Source organism: Pseudomonas sp. PA-6-3C, from assembly GCF_021605825.1.
In the GTDB taxonomy this organism is placed as follows: domain Bacteria; phylum Pseudomonadota; class Gammaproteobacteria; order Pseudomonadales; family Pseudomonadaceae; genus Aquipseudomonas; species Aquipseudomonas edaphica.
Genome location: NZ_WKDV01000062.1, coordinates 1 through 19,691 on the forward strand (window position 1 = coordinate 1; position 19,691 = coordinate 19,691).

Below are 19,691 nucleotides of genomic sequence, written 5' to 3' on the forward strand. Positions count from 1 at the left end.
GCCTGCGATGCAGACACCTCGGTATTTCAGCAACACGAAGCCTGTGGCAAGTGTGCTGTTGTGGCGAGCAGGCTTGTCCTGCGTTGGGCCGCGAAGCAGCCCCAAACCCAGACACTGAGTTCTTTCAGGAAAATTGCAGTGCCTTTACTGGGGCCGCTTCGCGGCCCAACGCAGGACAAGCCTGCTCGCCACAGGAAAAAGCGGCATACCTATGGCCATCGCAGGCAAGCCAGCTCCCACATGGGTTTTGTGCTGTCAGGTAGAGAGAGATTTACTTGGGATACAACGGCGGCAAGCTGGTGGTGTCCGTTGCCGGGTCTTGCGCACGCTCGACCATCGGAATTGCTTTGACCGCACGCCATAAATCTTCACCCAGCCAGTATTGGCCGCTCTCGCTGTACAGCGCGCCGTTCAACCCATCCAAGGCATCCGACAGCGGCACGAACCGCGCCGCCATGTCGGCCAGGGTTTCCGGCTGTTGCCGCGCCCAGGCGTCGAGTGCCTGGCGCGTGGCTTGCGGGTCGTTGGCCTGGGTGGCGCGCTTGAGGTCGTCCAACAGCGAGCGCGGGCTCGGGCCGGTTTGTACGGCGCGTTGCACGGCGGGTTGGCGACGTGCGCGCCACCACAGGCCGAAACCCAACAGCGTGGTGCAGGCAAGTATCAAGGTGCTCAGTTGCCACAGCCACAGGCGGCTATCGTCCGGTGCGGTAATGACCGTTGGTGTGGCGGGCGTGTCCACCACCAGGCTTGGGTTGGTCGCCACTTGCAGCGTGCGTGCGGGCAGGCTGGTGCGTTCCAGGTGATCTTCGTGGGTGTTCCACCACACCACTTCCACGGCGGGCAACTCCACGGCACCGGCGCGGGTTGGCACCAGGGCTTCGCGGTCCTCACGGCTGCCGATCAGGCCACGGTCGCTGTTTTGGTTGCCGAGCACCGGCTGGTCCGGGTAGCGGCGCAGGCCATTGATGTCGCTGCTGGGCAGGGCCGGCAACTGGGCGCTGGACAGGCCTTCGGCCTTGACCGTGAGGCTGCGGGTCAGGGAGTCGCCCACTTGAACGTGATCAGGCTCGGGGTTCCAGACTTCGCTCAGGGTCAAGCTGCGCGCGGGCAGCCAGGCGGCGTCGGCGGGGTAGAACTCCGGCTTGGGCTTGACGGTCAGCGGCAATTGGGCAGAGCTTGCGTGAATCAACTTGCCCGGCTTGGTGCCCTGCAGCGTGTTCTCTTGGGGCGGGCGCGATTCCACCAAGGTGGCGCTGAAAGTCTGCGCCGGAATCACCAAGGCACCGCTGTGCTGCGGGTAAATCGCATAGCGGGTTTCGATTACGCCGTGGCGAATGCTGTTGATGACCTTCTCGTAAGTGCGCGACTCGCCCAATTGTTCAATGCGCGCATCGGGGATTTGCAACGGCGTGAGGCTGCTGTCGTCATACAGCGACACCGAGTGGTACACGCGCACGGTCAACAGCACCTGGGCCTGAACGTACACACTGCTCTGGTCCAGATTGGCTTCGATAAACACCGGGGCCAGTTCGGCACTGGTGTTCTGGCTGGCGGTTTCCAGCACTTGCAGGCTGATCGGCTGGGTCTTGAGTTCGCCCACTTGCAGCGGCGGAATCACCACGGTGCCGTTTTCCTTGGGCAGCAACGTGATGATCCAGCGCGTGGTGGCGTGGTTATCGCCGCCCAAGGTAGTCAGCTGGTTGATCTGGCGCGTGCCGCTCACTTCAAACTGCGCATCCAGAGGTGACAAGTCGGGTTTGCCGAACTGGGTGACGTCGCTGGATTCCACTGTCAACTCCACCGTTTCCCCGGAATTGACGCGGCTGCGGTCGACACTCGCCACCAGGTTGGCCGCCTGGGCGTGGCTTGCCGACAGGGCGAGCAGGAGCAGAAGGGTGGTGCGGCGGCTCATCGAGTCTTGTCCTGATGTTGTTGCTGTTCGTACCAGAATTTACGTCGCAGCAGTTCGCCGGGGTTGTCCGGGATCTGCTGCAGCCATTGCTCCAGCGCCTGGCGGTGCTCGCCATCGAGGCTGGCATCGGCGGGGCGCAAGGGCGGGGTGGTGGTGTGTTCGTCCCCTAGCTCGCTGCCCGGTACGTCGTTGCCGCCGGCTTTGGGCGTGGCGCCCGTCTGGTTATCGCCGGCACTGGCCTGGCCTTGGCCTTGGGGTGATTGCTCGCCCCCCGTGGCACTTTGGCCGCTGCTGCCCGGTTGCGCAGTTTGGCCGGGTTGGGTGGTTTCGTCATCCTCATTTTTGACAGGCTTGGCCGGCTCGGGCTGGGCCTTTTCCTGGATCAGGGTTTCGACCAGCGCTTTGTTTTTCAGCGCCGGTTGCAGGTCGGGCTGGGCTTCGAGTGCTTGCTCATAAGCGTCGATGGCGGCTTCCAGTTCGCCGGATTTGGCCAGCGCATTCCCGCGATTGTAGTGGGAATACGCGTCATTGCCTTGGGCAAAACGCTTGATCGCCTCGGCGTAGTTGCCCGCCTCATACAGTGCCACGCCTTGCCATTGCGGGTCTTCGAAGTGTTTGGCGGCCTCGTTGGGGCGTTGTTTCTTCAGCAGATATTGGCCTTGCTGGTCGGGTCGCAGCCACAGGTCCTGAAGTTCAAAGGCATAGCTGGGCTGCGGCGCACCAAGTAACAGTAACGGCACGCAGAACAGCCAGCCGCGACGCCCGGCGCAGGCGGCGAGCAATAATAACGGTAGCAGCAGCCAGTAACCCTGGTCGGCCCAGGTGTCGAGGTGCAGCAGTTGGCCGTCGTTGCGCAGGGCCTGCGGGCCATCGAGCAGGTTGAGCTGGCGCAGGTCTTTGTCATCCAGGCGCGCGGCGCGGTAGCGGCCACCCATTTCACTGGCAAACGCCTTGAGCGTCGGGCCGTCCAGGCGCGGCACCAGAATGGCGCCCTGGTCATCCTTAAGGAACTCACCGCTTTCCTGGGTCACCGGCGTGCCTTCGCGGCTGCCGATGCCGAGGATCGACAAGCTGGGGGCCTGGGCGCTCTGCAACTGCAGGCGAATGCCTTGACGCTCCTGTTTCGACAGCGACGAGCCGACCAGCAACAGGCGCCCCTGGCCGAGACCGGCTTGCTTGAGCAAACCCAGGGCTTTTTCCACCGCCAGATCGGCACGATGGCCTGGCTCGGGCATGATCGAGGGACGCAGGGCTTCGAGCAGGTTGCGGCTGGTGGCCAGATCATCCGACAGCGGCACCAGCGTATGGGCGCTGCCGGCATACACGACGATGGCGGTGGGCGCGTTGTCGCGTGCCTGCAGCAAGTCATAGAGCTTGCGCCGTGCCTGCTCCAAACGATTGGGCGGGCTGTCGGTGGCGAGCATTTCCGGGGTCAGTTCCAACAGCACCACCACCGGGTCGGCCGGTTTCTGGCTGTTCTGTTCAACCCTTTGCCAACTGGGGCCAAGCAATGCCAGCACGGCCAGCAGCCAGGCGATACCCAGCACCACCCAGGGCGATTTACTCTCGCGGCCATTGCCGCCACTGAGCAGCACCGCATGAAACGCCGGCGGCAAAATCATTTGCCAGCGCCCGGCGCGCTTTTGTCGGTGCCACAGCTGCCACAGCAGCCAGCCGAGCAACGGCAGCAGCAACAACCACCAAGGGCGAAACCAGTGTGGCCACAGGTCGATCATCGACGCCTCCGCAAGCGCAGGCGTTTAAGGCGTTGGCGCCATTGCGGGTGCTGTTGCAGGAAAATGCCCTTGGTCGAGAGTTTGTTGAAGGTGCGTTGCAAGGGGTTATTGGGCCAGCGTTCTTGAACCACCAGCAACATGCTCAGGATCAACGCCAGCGCCAGCGGTGCGCTGTACAGCGCCTGGGCCGGGCGTGCCTGGGTCGGCTGTTGCGCGACGGGCTCAAGCTGGTCCAGGGTTTGTTTGATTTTTTGCAGCTCGTCGCCGTCGCGGGCGCGGAAGTAGCGGCCACCGGTGGCGTCCGCGATGGCCTTCAAGGCCGGTTCATCCAGGTCCAGGCTCGGGTTGACGCCCAGGATGCCCAACGAACCGGTTTGCTCGGGGTCGGCGCCGATGCCGATCGGGTAGATTTTTACGCCTTCTTCGGCCGCCAGGCGCGCGGCGGTCAGCGGGTCGATCTGCCCGGCATTGTTGGCGCCATCGGTGACCAGGATCAGCACACGGCTTTGCGCCGGGCGCTGGCGCAGGCGTTTCAAGGCCAGGCCAATCGCATCGCCGATGGCGGTGTTTTTGCCGGCGATGCCGATACGTGCTTCATCCAGCCAGGTGCGCACGGTGCGCCGGTCGAAGGTCAGCGGGGCTTGCAGGTAAGCCTGGCTGCCAAACAGGATCAGGCCCACGCGGTCGCCTTCACGGCTTTCCAGGAAGTCGCCGAGCAAATGCTGCACCAGGCTCAGGCGGCTGACGTCATCGTCCTGCCAGTGCATGTCAGGGAAATCCATGGAGCCGGACACATCCACGGCCACCAGCAAGTCACGGCCGCTGGCGGCAATGGGCAGCGGTTCGCCAAGCCACTCCGGGCGCGCGGCGGCGGTCAGCAGCAGCAGCCACAGCACCACGAACGGCGCTTGCTGGCGCCAGCCGGGCAGGTTGACCCGCGCACGGCGGCGCGCCAGGCCCTCAAGGTCGGCCAGGTAGCTGACCTTCAGCGCGGGTTCGCCGCTGTCGGCCACTGGCAGAATGAAGCGCATCAACCACGGCAAGGGCAACAGGGCGAAGATCCACGGCCAGGCGAACTCAAACATGTTTGCGAATCCAGGTATCGACCGCTTGGGTCAGGCCGGCGATGGCCTTGTCGTCGAGTTTGCATTCGGGTTTGTAGGCGCCTTCGACCAACACCATCCAGCGTGTAAGCCCGGCGGCGGGGCAACGGTTGTCGAGGAACGCCAGCCATTTGCGCCCGTTTAATGTGTGGCTCTGGCTGTAGGGGTAGTCGTTGCGGCACAGGCGCTTGAGCAGGCCATTGAGCTGCTGCAGCCAGGCACCGGCGGGCGCGCCGTCGTAGGGTTTGGGCATCAGCGCAAGTTCGGCCAGGGCGGCGATGCGCAGCGGGTCCAGCGGTTGTTCGGCGCGGGCCACGGGGCGCCGGGTGGGCAGGAAACGGCGCAACCACCACAGGCCCCAGCCCAGCAGCGGGATCACCAGCAGCAACAGCCACCAACCCGGCGCAGGCGGCCAGAACCCGATGGCCGGCGGGGCGATCAGTGGCTGCAGTTGGTCGAGGCTGCTCATTGCTTTTTAACCGGGCGTTGCGGGTTGAGGTATTCGCGCAATTGCTCGACCATCTCGCTTTGGGTGCTCAGGGGCATCAATAGAATGCGCAGCTTCTGTGCCAGCAGTTCCCAACGTGCAATGCGTTCCTCAGCCTGGGCTTTATAGGCTTGGCGCAAATCGAAATTCAGCGTGTCCAGTTCCAATTGCGCGCCACGTTCAGCGAAACGCAGCAGCCCGGCGGCGGGCAGGGCGTGGTCCAGTGGGTCGGAGATCGGCAACAATAACAGGTCGCAATGGCGTGACAGCAGGCTCAGCTGTTGCTCGGCGCCTTCGGTCAACGCGCGTTCATCGCAGATCACAATCACCAGGCTGCCCGGGCGCAACACTTCGCGGCCACGGCGCAGCGCCATGCCCAACGCGTCGGCTTCGGGGCGGCTTTCGGTATTCAGGCTCTGGTTCACGCGCACCAGGCGGTTAAGCAATTGCAGCAGGCTTTGTTTACTGCGCCGGGGCTTGATTTCGTAGTGCTCGCTGTCGCCGAATACCAACCCGCCGACGCGGTCGTTGTGCCCCAGCGCGGCCCAGCCGATCAAGCTGGCGGCTTGGGCGGCGAGTACCGATTTGAACATTTGCCCGGAGCCGAAGAACAGCCGACAGCTTTGCTCAACCATGATGAAAATCGGCCGTTCACGTTCTTCATGGAACAGCTTGGTGTGCGGCTCCTGGGTGCGGGCCGTCACGCGCCAGTCGATGGTGCGCACATCGTCGCCAGCCTGGTACACGCGAACTTGGTCGAAGTCGACACCGCGCCCACGCAGCTTGGAGTGGTGCAGGCCAATCAGCGGGCTGCGCTGGCTTGGCGTGGAAAACAGCTGCACTTCGCGCACGCGGTGGCGCATCTCAATCAATTCGCTGAGCGTGACGCGGATTCCATCGCCGGCATTCATGGGGTTCAAGCGACGGCAACGACGTCGAGAATGCGTTGCACCACGCGGTCCTGGTCAATGCCGGCCGCTTCGGCCTCGAACGACAGGATGATGCGGTGACGCAGCACATCAAACAGTACTGCCTGGATATCTTCCGGGCTGACAAAGTCGCGCCCGGCCAGCCACGCATGGGCGCGGGCGCAGCGGTCGAGGGCGATGGAGCCGCGCGGGCTGGCGCCATAGGCGATCCACTCGGCCATTTCGGGATCGAACTTGGCCGGGGTGCGCGTGGCCATGACCAGTTGCACCAGGTATTCCTCCACCGCATCGGCCATGTACAGGCCGAGGATTTCCTTGCGCGCGGCAAAAATCGCCTGCTGGCTCACGCGGCGCTCGGGCTTGGTTTCGCCATTGAGCGCCTCGCCACGGGCTTGCTGCAGGATGCGTCGTTCGACCGCCGCGTCCGGGAAACCGATTTTGACGTGCATCAAGAAGCGATCGAGCTGGGCCTCGGGCAGCGGGTAGGTGCCTTCCTGCTCAATGGGGTTTTGCGTGGCCATGACCAAAAACAGCGGCGACAGGTCGTAGGTGCTGCGACCCACACTGACCTGGCGCTCGGCCATGGCTTCGAGCAATGCAGACTGCACCTTGGCTGGCGCGCGGTTGATTTCGTCCGCCAGTACCAGGTTGTGGAAGATCGGGCCTTGCTGGAACACGAAGCTGCCGGTTTCCGGGCGATAGATCTCGGTGCCGGTGATGTCGGCCGGCAACAGGTCGGGGGTGAACTGGATACGATGGAACTGCGCTTCAATGCCTTCGGCCAGCTCTTTGATGGCTTTGGTCTTGGCCAGGCCCGGTGCGCCTTCTACCAGCATATGGCCGTCGGCGAGCAGGGCGATCAGCAAGCGATCGATGAGTTTTTCCTGGCCGAGAATCTGCGTAGAAAGAAAGGTTCGCAGCGCAAGCAGCGCTTCACGATGTTCCATCGATGACGGTTCCTGGAGAGATGAGCCCCAACGTCGAAAAAAACCGCCGGGCCTGGGGCGTCTACTTTAATGCATCGCAGGGTGTAGCGACTAACGGCGCGGCGGGTATTTTTAGCAAAACTTGTAGGACTTTTGTGTGGAAAGCACAAATTCCACTGAGGGTCGCTCGGCCCCTGTGGGAGCTGGCTTGCCTGCGATGGCATCAACTGGAGTGACCTGATACACCGAGGTGCCTGCATCGCAGGCAAGCCAGCTCCCACATTTGATCCTTGGAACAGCCTAAATCCGGCTAAAGGTGCCGGTGCCCTTGAGGATGTTCTGCAAGGTTTCTTCAACTTCAGCCAAATCCGACGCGGCGGTGGTGTGGTTGATCCGCAAGTGGTCCTTGCCGCCCAGTGCATCGGCATCACCCGCCGCCAGTTCAATCACCAGCGTGGTGTCACTCAAGGTCACTTTCAGCCCATCCAGGGTCGACGGTTCGTAATCCCAGGTCAGCTCAACCTCATCCTCGTCCGGGTAACGGCTGAGCATGAACATTTCGCCATTATTGCCGTGGCAGCACAGCATGGCCATGTTGTCTTCTTCTTCGTCACAGGGTGTGGCGATCAGGTGGGGAGTGGTCAGTTGCATGGGCAGTCCTCTAAAAGCAGCGTACTTGAACGACGGGCGGCTAATTTTGCCATCGTACAAACGTTTACGCTGCTCTTAAGTGGATTGGACTGCCCCTGCAACTACGGGTATCGCACTTGCAGTGGGTTATTTCGCCAAAATAGTGGCCTTTAACACTGTTTTGATCGGCCCGGTGATGGGTTCTGAAGCCTTGCCAGCCCCCGCAGTCAGTATTGGCTTGAGCGCGTTGAATACACCGAACGTAATCCTGTCATCGGCGTTTGCGCGGTCGTTGGCGTTGTCGTGAATGCCCACGCCCACTTCCAGCAATCCGGAGCCCACACTCAGCGCCGTCAGCAAGATGCCCACGGGGGGCAGTGCCAAGCCAATGGGGGTTGCAAGCAGAAGCGCTCCATCCAACCATTTTTTTGCCTTAAGAATTGTTTGCTTGTTGTGGTCTGTGTTCAGCACGAACTCCTGGTTGGTACTGGCTTTCATGCTTTTTTCTGTGCGCTCTTGAACCTCGCTGAAAGGGTCGCCCGTGATGTTTTTGCCATCAAATACGCCACCCTCTTCCCAAAAGCCTTGCCGTTCCAGGAAGTCCACAGCGCCTGGCTCTTTGATGTGCTGTCGAATCAGCTCCAATCGCGCATCGAAGCCTTTTTTAAATAATGAAGACGAAGCATCTTTTGGGGAGAAATGTTTTTTGAAAGCGGCGGCTTTATCTTCGTCAATCAATTGGGTAGCCAGCCATTTATTCATTGCTTGGGGCGAATCGAACGAGTGGATGGGGGACGAATTGCCTGGAATGTATAGAAGCGTTTTCTGAGTATTGACGTCTCTGGTATAGAAAATGTCAGTGGAGTGGAAGCCATTGAAACTCAGAAATTTGGTCTCCAGGCTTGCGTCTGGCGTGTGCGGTTTAACCAGTGTTTCCAGCCCTGCATCCAGATAAGTCTGGTTGGCGGGCACACCGACGAGGCTCATGGCGATCTTTCGGCCTTCCTCGTCCAGCGAGCGCTCATGATGTTGGGCGTGCGCAGCATTAAGGTAGCTAATTTTGGCAAGTGCGGTATAGGACTCACGGGTTTCAGGCGACCACTTGAAGTTCAGGTACTGGTCGTAGGGTTTTTTATAGGCATGGTCCCAGACCATTTTTTTGAAGTCGGCCGGGGGGATCTGAACATGCTGGCCCGCACCGTAAGTAGTGGGTGCGTCGGGCGAGGGCTCAGTCACAATACCGTGATAATAAGTATTGAAATTGCCCACGAGTGGACGTGGGAAAGTGCCGTCCCAATTGGGCTTTTCCGTGTGGCGGGAATTAGGCTGTATGTCGAAGGGTTCGGTAGGTTGCCCTTTGGGAGCCTCTTGTTTTCCAGTCATCCCCTTGGGCCGTGGCGTGTGTTGAATATTCAGGCATGCCGCATCCGCCAGGGAGATTTTTTGTGTAATGACCGCCTTGTGAGGCGTGGTGTTTTTGTCATAAGCAAAGGTGACCAGAAAGGTTTTTTCCGGATCGGCGTCGATCCCCCACTTTTGTTTAATCTGGGCTGCCACATGTTCTGAGGTATGTTGAGTGGCGGACATGAAGGGTTTGTACTTGTCGGCTGCATACCTGTCGAGCGCGTTGTTTCTTTTTAATGGCTCGGAAAAATAAGAGGCTGGCCAGCTATCGTGTTGCACGGCAGGTTGTTCTGGCCGTACGGTCTGCTCGCCCCACTTCAACTCCGGGCGATCCCAGTTTAATTCAGGGAGGGGAGGCTTATTATGGGCTTGGCGCGGTGTTGGGTAAGTGGGAACGCCATTCGGTACATTCGTCGAGGCACTGATAATACCCTGACTTACAGTTGCAGTTATGCTGGTCATACTAAACGCTCACTTCAATTAATCAGTGGGCCGTCCGTGGTGTGTTTGCGCAATCGATGCTGTGTGCATCGAGTCAGTTTTAATTGGTCGAATGAGCTGTATTCACTCCATTCAAAATGCCTATGGCCTACACAGAAAAAAACTATCGTCCTACTCGCCCAGGTGCAGGGCGCTAGAGAATGTTCAGCGCTGCCTGCGCTTGACCGAATATGTCGCCGTACGGAAAGCAACCGTCTTCCTACACTCGTTAAGCTGCGCAGTGGATGCGCCACCGTCAGGCCGTTGACCTGCCCGTCGTACCGTCACCTGCCAAACGGCGCATCCGATGTGACCTGATCGCCTTGCGCAGCTTCACCCACCTGTCACCTCGATTCGTTATAAGGTTATTGACGAACAGAGCTGACGGTCTCCCCGCAAGGGGATAACACGCGACGCTTCCATCAATAACAAGCCCAAGCGGAGTACCACAGATGGCGTTCTTCACCGCAGCCAGCAAGTCCGACTTCCAGCATCAACTGCAAGCGGCACTGGCGCAGCACATCAGTGAACAGGCACTGCCACAAGTGGCGCTGTTCGCTGAGCAATTCTTCGGCATTATTTCCCTGGACGAACTGACCCAACGTCGCCTTTCCGACTTGGCCGGTTGCACCCTGTCTGCCTGGCGCCTGCTTGAGCGCTTTGATCACACCCAACCGCAAGTGCGGGTCTACAACCCCGATTACGAACGTCATGGCTGGCAGTCGACCCACACCGCGGTCGAAGTACTGCACCATGACCTGCCATTTCTGGTCGACTCGGTACGCACCGAGCTGAATCGCCGTGGCTACAGCATCCACACCCTGCAAACCACCGTGCTCAGCGTGCGTCGCGGCAAAAAAGGCGAGTTGCTGGAAATCCTGCCCAAAGGCACCCAGGGCGAAGGCATTCTGCAAGAATCGCTGATGTACCTGGAAATCGACCGTTGCGCCAATGCCGCCGAACTCAACGTGCTGAGCAAAGAGCTTGAGCAAGTGCTGGGCGAAGTGCGCGTGGCCGTGGCCGATTTCGAACCGATGAAAGCCAAGGTCCAGGACCTGCTGGCCGGTATCGACGCGAGCCAGTTCAGCATCGACGGCGAAGAAAAAGCCGAGATCAAGAGCTTCCTGGAATGGCTGGTGGGCAACCACTTCACCTTCCTTGGCTATGAAGAGTTTGTGGTACGTGACGAGGCGGACGGCGGTCATATCGAATATGACACCGGCTCCTTCCTCGGTCTGACCAAATTGCTGCGTGCCGGCCTCACCGCCGAAGACACGCGCATCGAAGACTACGCCGTGGCTTACCTGCGTGAACCGACCGTGCTGTCGTTCGCCAAGGCCGCGCACCCAAGCCGCGTGCACCGTCCGGCGTACCCGGACTATGTGTCGATCCGTGAGATCAGCGCCGACGGCAAGGTGATCAAGGAACACCGCTTCATGGGCCTCTACACCTCGTCGGTGTACGGCGAAAGCGTGCGAGTGATCCCTTACATCCGCCGTAAAGTCGCGGAAATCGAGCGCCGCTCGGGCTTCCAGGCCAAGGCACACCTGGGCAAAGAGCTGGCCCAGGTGGTTGAAGTCTTGCCGCGTGATGACCTGTTCCAGACCCCGGTCGACGAGCTGTTCAACACCGTGATGTCGATCGTGCAGATCCAGGAGCGCAACAAGATTCGCGTGTTCCTGCGCAAAGACCCGTACGGTCGTTTCTGCTACTGCCTGGCCTACGTGCCGCGCGACATCTATTCCACCGAAGTGCGCCAGAAGATCCAGCAAGTGCTGATGGATCGCCTGAAAGCCTCGGACTGCGAATTCTGGACCTTCTTCTCCGAATCCGTACTGGCCCGTGTGCAGTTGATTCTGCGGGTTGACCCGAAGAACCGCCTGGACATCGACCCGCTTCAGCTGGAAAAAGAAGTGGTGCAGGCCTGCCGCAGCTGGCAGGACGACTACGCCAGCCTGGTGGTGGAAAGCTTCGGCGAAGCCCAGGGCACCAACGTGCTGGCGGATTTCCCGAAAGGCTTCCCGGCAGGTTACCGCGAGCGTTTTGCTGCGCATTCGGCTGTGGTCGATATGCAGCACCTCAACAGCCTGACCGAAGCCAACCCGTTGGTCATGAGCTTCTATCAGCCGCTGGGCCAGGTCTCCGGCCAGCGTGAGCTGCATTGCAAGCTCTACCACGCCGACACGCCACTGGCGCTGTCCGACGTGCTGCCGATCCTGGAAAACCTCGGCCTGCGCGTGCTGGGCGAGTTCCCGTACCGCCTACGTCACGCCAATGGCCGTGAGTTCTGGATCCATGATTTTGCGTTCATTGCCGCCGAAGGCGTGAACCTGGATATCCAGCAGCTCAACGACACCCTGCAGGACGCGTTCGTGCACATCGTGCATGGCGATGCCGAAAACGATGCGTTCAACCGTCTGGTACTTACCGCCGGCCTGCCTTGGCGCGACGTGGCGCTGCTGCGTGCTTACGCGCGTTACCTCAAGCAGATCCGCCTGGGCTTCGACCTGGGTTACATCGCCAGCACCCTGAACAACCACACCGACATCGCTCGCGAGTTGACCCGGTTGTTCAAGACCCGCTTCTACCTGGCGCGCAAGCTCACCGCCGATGACCTCGAAGACAAGCAGCAACGCCTGGAACAAGCGATTCTCACGGCCCTGGACGATGTTCAGGTGCTTAACGAAGACCGCATCCTGCGTCGCTACCTGGACCTGATCAAGGCTACCCTGCGCACCAACTTCTACCAGACCGACGCCAACGGCCAGAACAAGTCGTACTTCAGCTTCAAGTTCGACCCGCGTGCGATTCCTGAGCTGCCCAAGCCGGTGCCGAAGTTTGAAATCTTCGTGTACTCGCCGCGCGTTGAAGGCGTGCACCTGCGCTTTGGTAACGTTGCGCGCGGCGGCCTGCGCTGGTCCGACCGTGAAGAAGACTTCCGTACCGAAGTGCTCGGCCTGGTAAAAGCCCAGCAGGTCAAGAACTCGGTCATCGTGCCGGTGGGCGCGAAGGGCGGCTTCCTGCCGCGTCGCCTGCCATTGGGCGGCACCCGTGACGAGATCGCGGCCGAGGGCATCGCCTGCTACCGCATCTTCATTTCCGGCCTGTTGGACATTACCGACAACCTCAAGGACGGCGCCCTGGTGCCACCGGTCAACGTCGTGCGCCATGACGACGATGACCCGTACCTGGTCGTCGCGGCGGACAAGGGCACTGCGACCTTCTCCGACATCGCCAACGGCATTGCCATCGACTACGGCTTCTGGCTGGGCGATGCGTTCGCTTCCGGTGGTTCGGCAGGTTACGACCACAAGAAAATGGGCATCACCGCCAAGGGCGCGTGGGTCGGTGTACAGCGTCACTTCCGTGAGCGCGGCATCAACGTGCAGGAAGACAGCATCACCGTGGTGGGCGTCGGCGATATGGCCGGTGACGTGTTCGGTAACGGCTTGCTGATGTCCGACAAGCTGCAACTGGTCGCGGCCTTCAACCACCTGCATATCTTCATTGACCCGAACCCGAACCCGGCGACCAGCTTCGTCGAGCGCCAGCGCATGTTTGAGCTGCCGCGTTCGGCGTGGACCGACTACGACACCAGCATCATGTCCGAAGGCGGCGGGATCTTCTCGCGCAGTGCCAAAAGCATCGCTATTTCGCCACAGATGAAAGAACGCTTCGACATCCAGGCCGACAAGCTGACCCCGACCGAACTGCTCAACGCCTTGCTCAAGGCGCCGGTGGACCTGTTGTGGAACGGCGGTATCGGCACTTACGTCAAGGCCAGCACTGAAAGCCACGCCGATGTGGGCGACAAGGCCAACGACGCGCTGCGCGTCAATGGCAATGAGCTGCGCTGCAAAGTAGTGGGCGAGGGCGGTAACCTCGGCATGACCCAATTGGGCCGTGTGGAATTCGGCCTCAATGGCGGCGGCTCCAACACTGACTTCATCGACAACGCCGGTGGTGTGGACTGCTCCGACCACGAAGTGAACATCAAGATCCTGCTCAACGAAGTGGTGCAGGCCGGTGACATGACCGACAAGCAGCGCAACCAGCTGCTGGCGAGCATGACCGACGAAGTCGGCAACCTGGTGTTGGGCAACAACTACAAGCAGACCCAGGCGTTGTCCCTGGCCGCGCGCAAGGCTTACGAGCGTGCTGCCGAGTACAAGCGCCTGATGAGCGACCTGGAAGGCCGTGGCAAGCTGGACCGCGCCATCGAGTACCTGCCGACCGAAGAGCAGCTTGTGGAGCGTGCCTCCACCGGTAAGGGTTTGACCCGTCCTGAGCTGTCGGTGTTGATCTCCTACAGCAAGATCGACCTCAAGGAAGCCCTGCTCAAGTCGCTGGTGCCGGATGACGACTACCTGACCCGTGACATGGAGACCGCGTTCCCACCGAGCCTGGTGGCCAAGTTCGGCGAAGCCATGCGCCGTCACCGCCTCAAGCGCGAAATCGTCAGCACCCAGATCGCCAACGACCTGGTCAACCACATGGGCATTACCTTCGTTCAACGACTCAAAGAGTCGACCGGCATGAGCCCGGCGAACGTGGCCGGTGCTTACGTGATCGTGCGTGACATCTTCCACCTCCCGCACTGGTTCCGTCAGATCGAAGCCCTGGACCACCAGGTGTCCGCCGACGTGCAACTGGAGCTGATGGATGAGCTGATGCGCCTGGGCCGTCGTGCCACGCGCTGGTTCCTGCGCAGCCGTCGCAACGAGCAGGACGCTGGCCGCGACACCGCGCACTTCGGTCCGCACCTGGCGGCGTTGGGCCTCAAGCTCGACGAATTGCTGGAAGGCCCGACCCGCGAAGGCTGGCAGAACCGCTACCAGGCCTATACCGAAGCCGGCGTACCGGAATTGTTGGCGCGCATGGTTGCAGGCACGACTCACCTGTACACCTTGCTGCCGATTATCGAAGCCGCCGACGTGACCGGGCATGACGCCGCCGAAGTGGCCAAGGCCTACTTCGCCGTCGGCAGCGCGCTGGACCTGCCGTGGTACCTGCAGCAGATCAGCGATCTGCCGGTGGCCAACAACTGGCAGGCCCAGGCCCGCGAAGCGTTCCGCGACGATGTGGACTGGCAGCAACGGGCGATCACCATCTCGGTACTGCAAATGGCCGACGCGCCACAAGACATGGAAGCCCGCGTGGCCCTGTGGCTTGAGCAGCACCAGGACATGGCCGATCGCTGGCGCGCAATGATGGTCGAAATCCGTGCAGCAGTCGGCACGGACTACGCCATGTATGCGGTCGCCAACCGTGAGTTGCTCGACCTGGCGTTGAGCGGTCAGTCGGTGCTGCAACCGGCTTGATCCCTCGGTAAAACAAAAGCCCCCGTATCGTGAGATGCGGGGGCTTTTTGTTGGAACGCCCTCCAGCAAACACCACACACCCAATGTGGGAGCTGGCTTGCCTGCGATAGCGGTCTTTCAGTAACAGGAAGGCTGCTGACCCACCGCTATCGCAGGCAAGCCAGCTCCCACAGTTTGATGTTCATCCACTTGGACTCAGTGATGTTTGAGTAATTTGCTTTCCAGATGATCCAGGTGCTGAGTCATCAGGGTCACGGCGCCACTTGAATCGCGTTGCTCCACCGCATCGACAATCCCCAGATGCTCCTGCCAGGCGCAGTAGGTGCAGGCTTTCGCTTCATATTGCGCAATGATCAATGACGTCAACGGCACCAGGCTGTTGAGGAATTGCGCCAACGGTGCGTTGCCTGCCATCTGCGCCAATTGCAGATGAAACTCCCCCGATAATCGAATCGCTGGCCCGCGCTGGTCGCGTTCGATGCAGTCGCGCTCCCGTGCAATCAACTCGCGCAGCTGGCGTATCTGCGGGGTGGTCGCTTGGGCGCAGGCCAACTGCACCACGGTGATCTCGGTCATCCGCCGCGCCTCCAGAATCTGACGCGCCTGCTGCGCATCCGGCGCCGCCACCTGGGCACGCTGGTTGGGGCGCAGGATGATCACTTGCTGATGGGACAGCTTGGCCAGCACACGGCGAATCACACTGCGGCTCACACCAAAGGTTTCGCCCAGGCTCTCTTCGGTAAAACGGCTGGCCGGGGCGATGCGTTGTTCGAGGATGGCATCGAACAGGCGTGGGTAGATGTCATCCACCGAAAGTTTTTTACCGCCAACCAGGCGCAGGGCAGGGAGGACGGCATTGCGTTGCAGGGCGGGGGCGCTCATGGTCGGTCTCCAAAAAATCAGCTGCCCAGATGGTCGTCCGGGATATTCAAACGAATGCCCATGCGCAGGCCTTCCTGGAGGATATGTCGGCGCATTTCGGCGCTCGCCAGGGCGCTGTTCTTGTTGCGGATGGCGCGCACCACGGCGTCGTTTTCCTGCAGGCGTTCGGCCAAGTGTTCGGGTGAATTGCGCAGTACCTGGGCGCTTTGCTTGAGGGCGTTGCTGGTTTGTTGCACCACGTTCTGGAAGATCGGGTTGGACGTCAGCGCGAACAGCTCTTCGTGAAAGCCGATGTAGGCGTTCATGCCCGCTTCGGCGTCGCCGGCATCCAGGGCTTCGCGCATGTCCATCAAGGTCAGGCGCAATTGGCCGACTTCCTTGCTGCTGATGGACTGGGCCACCAGGCCGACAATGAAGGGTTCGAGGGTGTAGCGCAGTTGCAGGATATCTTCGAGGCTGGCGTCGGCCACGGCGTCGCTGGACTGTGGCTCGCTGACGCTGGTTTCCAGCACGACCACGCCTTTGCCGGGCATCGAGCGCACCAGGCCCAGGGTTTCCAGCACGATCACGGCTTCGCGCAGGCTCGGGCGGCTGATGCCCATCTGCTCGGCCAGTTCACGCTGGCCGGGGAGCATGTCGCCCTGGCGCCACTGGCCCCGCTTGAGTGCGGCGCGCAGTTTTTCTACGACTGAGTTGACGACGGTTGAAGTGCTTATCACGTCTACGTCTCCTTGATGTTGCCAATAGGGTCGCGATTCCATGTGGGACCCGACAAGCCAGCTCCCACAGTTGGATCGTGTTGCTAGAATTCCTGATGCGCCGGCAGCACCGGCTTCTTGGCCTGGAAGGCATACCCTTGCTCGCCATCGAGCACCTTGTTGGCGCGCTGGATATCAATGTCTTTTTCCCAACGGGCAATGGCCACGGTAGCGACACAGTTGCCGATCAGGTTAGTCAGCGCGCGGCCGATGCCCATGAACCAGTCCACCGCCAACACCAGCACCAGCCCCACCACCGGAATCGCCGGGATCGCGGTCAGCGTGGCCGCCAAAATCACCAGCGCCGAGCCCGGAATGCCGTGGGCACCTTTGGAGGTGATCAACGACACCAGCAGGATGGTCAGCAAATCAGTCATCGACAGCGGTGTCCCGGTGGCATTGGCGATAAATACGATGGCCAGGGTCAGGTAGATCGAGAAACCGTCGAGGTTGAACGAATAACCGGTCGGAATCACCAGGCCGACGGTGGAGCTGCCAATGCCCAAGTGCTCGAGTTTACGCATGATCTGCGGCAATACCGCGTCGGAGGAGGCGGTGCCCATCACGATCAGCAGCTCTTCGCGCAGGTACTTGAGCAGCGGCAGCATGCGCAGGCCGGACAAACGCATCACCAGGCCCAGCACCAGCCCGACAAAAGCAAAGCAGGTCAGGTAGAACAAACCCACCAGGCTGCCCAGGTGTTGCAGCGAATCCAGGCCGTAGGTGCTGGTGGTAAAGGCGATGGCGCCGAATACACCGATCGGCGCCAGACGCACAATCATGCCCATGATGCGAAAGATCACATGGCTCAGCTCGTTGATCAGCCGCGAGATGCCGGAAGCGGCTTCGCCCACCAGGTTCAGCGCGCTGCCGAACAGCACCGAAAACAGCAGCACTTGCAGCACATTGTTGTCGGCAAAGGCGCCGATCACCGAATTGGGGATCAGGTCCATCAGGAACTGGCTAGTGCCGCGAATGTGCTGGCCCTTGTCGGCCAGCTCGTTGAGACCGGCGGACGACAGTTGCTCCAAGTGAATATTGGCGCCTTGGCCAATACCCGTGCTGAAGGCCATGATCAGGCCGATCACCAGGGCGACGGTGGTCAGCACTTCGAAGTAGATCACTGACTTCAAGCCAATGCGTCCGACCTTCTTCAGGTCGCCGGCGCCGGAGATCCCGCTGACCACCACGCAGAATACGATCAGGCCAATCAGCATTTTGATCAGCTTGATAAAGCCGTCACCCAGGGGTTTGAGTTGTGAGGAGAATTCGGGAAGGGCCAGGCCGCAGATAACGCCTAACATCAGGCCAATCACGACTTGCAGGAAAATCGAACGCGAGCACCATCTGAGCATGGGAGGGATCTCTATTCGGTGCCCTGGTGGTTCCAGGGCTTAATTGTTGTGGTCTTACCGGTATGTCCAGTGCGCGGCCAGTCTACGCTGGGTTTTTTTCAAATCACAAGTAAATATTCGACGGTTGTCAGGTCCCGGTCTGACCAGTTGGTCGGTAAGGGTGATGCTTGAGCGGTTGGCGGGCGGTAAATTTTTTCGCTTATGATCCGCGCCTTGATTGGCGAGGTAGTCGATGGACAAACCAGGGTTGACCACGGATTCAGCAGGCCAGACTCACTGCACCTGGCGCACGGCCGCGCCGGAGTACCCGCGTTACCACGACGCCGAGTGGGGTGTGCCGGTCGCAGACGATATCCAACTGTACGAGAAGATCTGCCTGGAAGGTTTCCAGGCGGGCATGGCGTGGATCACCATTTTGCGCAAGCGCGAGCAGTTTCGGGCGGCGTTCGAAGGGTTTGATTTTCGCCGTGTCGCCCACTACACCGAGGCCGATATCGAGCGGCTGATGAACGACCCAGGCATCGTGCGCAACCGCGCGAAGATCGTCTCGACCATCAATAACGCACGCCGGGCCTGTGAGTTGGTGGACGAAACCGGTTCGCTGGCGCGCTGGTTGTGGGCGTTTGAACCCACGCCCGAGGAACGCCCGGCGGTGGTGGACATGGCGTACTGGACCGGCAACCCGACGTCACCGGCGTCGCTGCGTTTGTCCAAAGCCTTGAAGAAGCGCGGCTGGACATTTGTTGGCCCCACCACGATGTACGCGCTGATGCAGGCGATGGGGATGGTCAATGATCACTTGGAGGGCTGCGTTTGCCGCCCGCGCATAGAGGCGCTACGCCAACAGTTCAAGCGCCCTTGAGTGTATGGCGAGGGAGCTTGCTCCCGTTGGACTGTGCAGCAGTCTCCCGATTTTTGGGGGCGCTTCGCACCCCAGCGCAAGCAAGCTTGCTCGCCACAGTAAGCTTGCTCCCCCAGGGTTTTTGCGGTGCCTGAAAGGTCAGGACAGGAAGCCACCGTCCACATTCAGCGACACACCGGTGGTGTAGCTGGACGCATCACTGGCCAGGAACAGCACCGCACCGGCCATCTCGCTCGGGTCGGCTACGCGCTTGAGCGGGATCTGCGCCAGGGCCACCTTCAGGATCGCGTCGTTCTTGACCAGCGCCGAGGCGAACTTGGTGTCGGTCAGGCCCGGCAGCAAGGCGTTGCAACGGATGCCGAACGCCGCGCATTCCTTGGCAAACACTTTGGTCATGTTGATCACGGCGGCCTTGGTCACCGAGTAGATGCCCTGGAACACGCCCGGGGAGATGCCGTTGATCGAGGCCACGTTGATGATGCTGCCGCCGCCGTTGTCGCGCATCAGCTTGCCGGCTTCCACCGACATGAAGAAGTAACCGCGGATGTTCACGTCAACGGTCTTCTGGAAGGCGCCCAGGTCGGTGTCCAGTACGTTGCAGAATTGCGGGTTGGTTGCAGCGTTGTTAACCAGGATATCCAGGCGCCCAAACTGTTCGCGGATACCGACGAACACTTGGGTAATCTGCTCCATTTCGCCGATATGACAGGCCACGGCGGTGGCTTTGCCGCCCGCGGCGATGATCGCGTCGGCCACGTGCTGGCAGCCTTCGAGCTTGCGGCTGGAGACGATCACATGGGCGCCTTGCTGGGCCAGGAGCTTGGCGATGGCTTCACCGATGCCACGGCTGGCGCCGGAAACGAAAGCGATCTTGCCGTCGAGGTCGAACAGGTGGGTCTTGGACAT

At 60.8% G+C, this 19,691-nt stretch carries 14 protein-coding genes; 2 read left to right on the top strand and 12 right to left on the bottom strand.

Annotated elements, in window-relative coordinates; translation table 11 throughout:
- Positions 1-271: 271 nt before the first annotated feature.
- The 8 genes from GIW48_RS27650 to GIW48_RS27685 form a co-directional block, all read right to left on the bottom strand.
- Entirely contained in the window at positions 272-1,912 is a 1,641-nt protein-coding gene (locus GIW48_RS27650; RefSeq protein ID WP_170039624.1) for a BatD family protein, read from the bottom strand.
- The gene (locus GIW48_RS27655; protein WP_099549322.1) at positions 1,909-3,648 is read right to left on the bottom strand and encodes a tetratricopeptide repeat protein; all 1,740 of its coding nucleotides are present in this window, start codon (positions 3,646-3,648) and stop codon (positions 1,909-1,911) included. The genes GIW48_RS27650 and GIW48_RS27655 overlap by 4 nt, the downstream gene beginning before the upstream one ends.
- Positions 3,645-4,733, bottom strand: coding sequence for a vWA domain-containing protein (locus GIW48_RS27660; protein WP_017136651.1), 1,089 nt, complete (start codon positions 4,731-4,733; stop codon positions 3,645-3,647). Before GIW48_RS27660 ends, GIW48_RS27655 begins: the two co-directional genes overlap by 4 nt.
- A complete protein-coding gene (locus tag GIW48_RS27665) occupies positions 4,726-5,220 on the bottom strand; it encodes a DUF4381 domain-containing protein (protein WP_017136650.1) in 495 nt (164 codons plus the stop codon). The genes GIW48_RS27660 and GIW48_RS27665 overlap by 8 nt, the downstream gene beginning before the upstream one ends.
- Complete coding sequence (locus GIW48_RS27670) at positions 5,217-6,149, bottom strand: DUF58 domain-containing protein (RefSeq protein ID WP_017136649.1); 933 nt, start codon at positions 6,147-6,149, stop codon at positions 5,217-5,219. Before GIW48_RS27670 ends, GIW48_RS27665 begins: the two co-directional genes overlap by 4 nt.
- Positions 6,150-6,154: 5 nt before the next feature.
- Entirely contained in the window at positions 6,155-7,114 is a 960-nt protein-coding gene (locus tag GIW48_RS27675) for an AAA family ATPase (protein ID WP_003174327.1), read from the bottom strand.
- 279 nt (positions 7,115-7,393) lie between these two features.
- Positions 7,394-7,744, bottom strand: coding sequence for a hypothetical protein (locus GIW48_RS27680; protein ID WP_017136648.1), 351 nt, complete (start codon positions 7,742-7,744; stop codon positions 7,394-7,396).
- Positions 7,745-7,870: 126 nt separating this feature from the next.
- A complete protein-coding gene (locus GIW48_RS27685) occupies positions 7,871-9,589 on the bottom strand; it encodes a dermonecrotic toxin domain-containing protein (RefSeq protein WP_236461704.1) in 1,719 nt (572 codons plus the stop codon).
- Positions 9,590-10,059: 470 nt separating this feature from the next.
- On the opposite strand from GIW48_RS27685, the gene GIW48_RS27690 reads away from it, so the two are divergent.
- Positions 10,060-14,928, top strand: a complete 4,869-nt coding sequence (locus GIW48_RS27690) for an NAD-glutamate dehydrogenase (RefSeq protein ID WP_017136646.1) — start codon at positions 10,060-10,062, stop codon at positions 14,926-14,928.
- A gap of 195 nt (positions 14,929-15,123) precedes the next feature.
- Here the strand turns inward: GIW48_RS27690 and GIW48_RS27695 are convergent, their stop codons facing one another.
- From GIW48_RS27695 to GIW48_RS27705, 3 genes are all read right to left on the bottom strand, one after another.
- Complete coding sequence (locus GIW48_RS27695; RefSeq protein ID WP_017136645.1) at positions 15,124-15,810, bottom strand: GntR family transcriptional regulator; 687 nt, start codon at positions 15,808-15,810, stop codon at positions 15,124-15,126.
- Between the two features lie 17 nt (positions 15,811-15,827).
- Positions 15,828-16,529 (bottom strand): FadR/GntR family transcriptional regulator, encoded by a 702-nt coding sequence (locus tag GIW48_RS27700; RefSeq protein WP_017136644.1) that lies wholly within the window; start codon positions 16,527-16,529, stop codon positions 15,828-15,830.
- A gap of 83 nt (positions 16,530-16,612) precedes the next feature.
- Positions 16,613-17,938 (bottom strand): C4-dicarboxylate transporter DctA, encoded by a 1,326-nt coding sequence (locus GIW48_RS27705; RefSeq protein WP_169986452.1) that lies wholly within the window; start codon positions 17,936-17,938, stop codon positions 16,613-16,615.
- Between the two features lie 217 nt (positions 17,939-18,155).
- Between GIW48_RS27705 and GIW48_RS27710 the strand changes: the two genes are divergently transcribed.
- Complete coding sequence (locus tag GIW48_RS27710) at positions 18,156-18,785, top strand: DNA-3-methyladenine glycosylase I (protein ID WP_176992104.1); 630 nt, start codon at positions 18,156-18,158, stop codon at positions 18,783-18,785.
- A gap of 138 nt (positions 18,786-18,923) precedes the next feature.
- Here GIW48_RS27710 and GIW48_RS27715 read toward each other — a convergent pair whose 3' ends face one another.
- Positions 18,924-19,691, bottom strand: a complete 768-nt coding sequence (locus GIW48_RS27715) for an SDR family oxidoreductase (RefSeq protein WP_236461706.1) — start codon at positions 19,689-19,691, stop codon at positions 18,924-18,926.

Bases quoted from the DNA above. Each gene is read 5' to 3' on its own strand.
- GIW48_RS27680 (WP_017136648.1), bottom strand. From the start codon at position 7,744: ATGCAACTGACCACTCCCCACCTGATCGCCACACCCTGTGACGAAGAA.
- GIW48_RS27685 (WP_236461704.1), bottom strand. From the start codon at position 9,589: ATGACCAGCATAACTGCAACTGTAAGTCAGGGTATTATCAGTGCCTCG.
- GIW48_RS27665 (WP_017136650.1), bottom strand. From the start codon at position 5,220: ATGAGCAGCCTCGACCAACTGCAGCCACTGATCGCCCCGCCGGCCATC.
- GIW48_RS27710 (WP_176992104.1), top strand. From the start codon at position 18,156: ATGGACAAACCAGGGTTGACCACGGATTCAGCAGGCCAGACTCACTGC.
- GIW48_RS27660 (WP_017136651.1), bottom strand. From the start codon at position 4,733: ATGTTTGAGTTCGCCTGGCCGTGGATCTTCGCCCTGTTGCCCTTGCCG.
- GIW48_RS27655 (WP_099549322.1), bottom strand. From the start codon at position 3,648: ATGATCGACCTGTGGCCACACTGGTTTCGCCCTTGGTGGTTGTTGCTG.
- GIW48_RS27675 (WP_003174327.1), bottom strand. From the start codon at position 7,114: ATGGAACATCGTGAAGCGCTGCTTGCGCTGCGAACCTTTCTTTCTACG.
- GIW48_RS27715 (WP_236461706.1), bottom strand. From the start codon at position 19,691: ATGTCCAAGACCCACCTGTTCGACCTCGACGGCAAGATCGCTTTCGTT.
- GIW48_RS27650 (WP_170039624.1), bottom strand. From the start codon at position 1,912: ATGAGCCGCCGCACCACCCTTCTGCTCCTGCTCGCCCTGTCGGCAAGC.
- GIW48_RS27690 (WP_017136646.1), top strand. From the start codon at position 10,060: ATGGCGTTCTTCACCGCAGCCAGCAAGTCCGACTTCCAGCATCAACTG.
- GIW48_RS27670 (WP_017136649.1), bottom strand. From the start codon at position 6,149: ATGAATGCCGGCGATGGAATCCGCGTCACGCTCAGCGAATTGATTGAG.
- GIW48_RS27695 (WP_017136645.1), bottom strand. From the start codon at position 15,810: ATGAGCGCCCCCGCCCTGCAACGCAATGCCGTCCTCCCTGCCCTGCGC.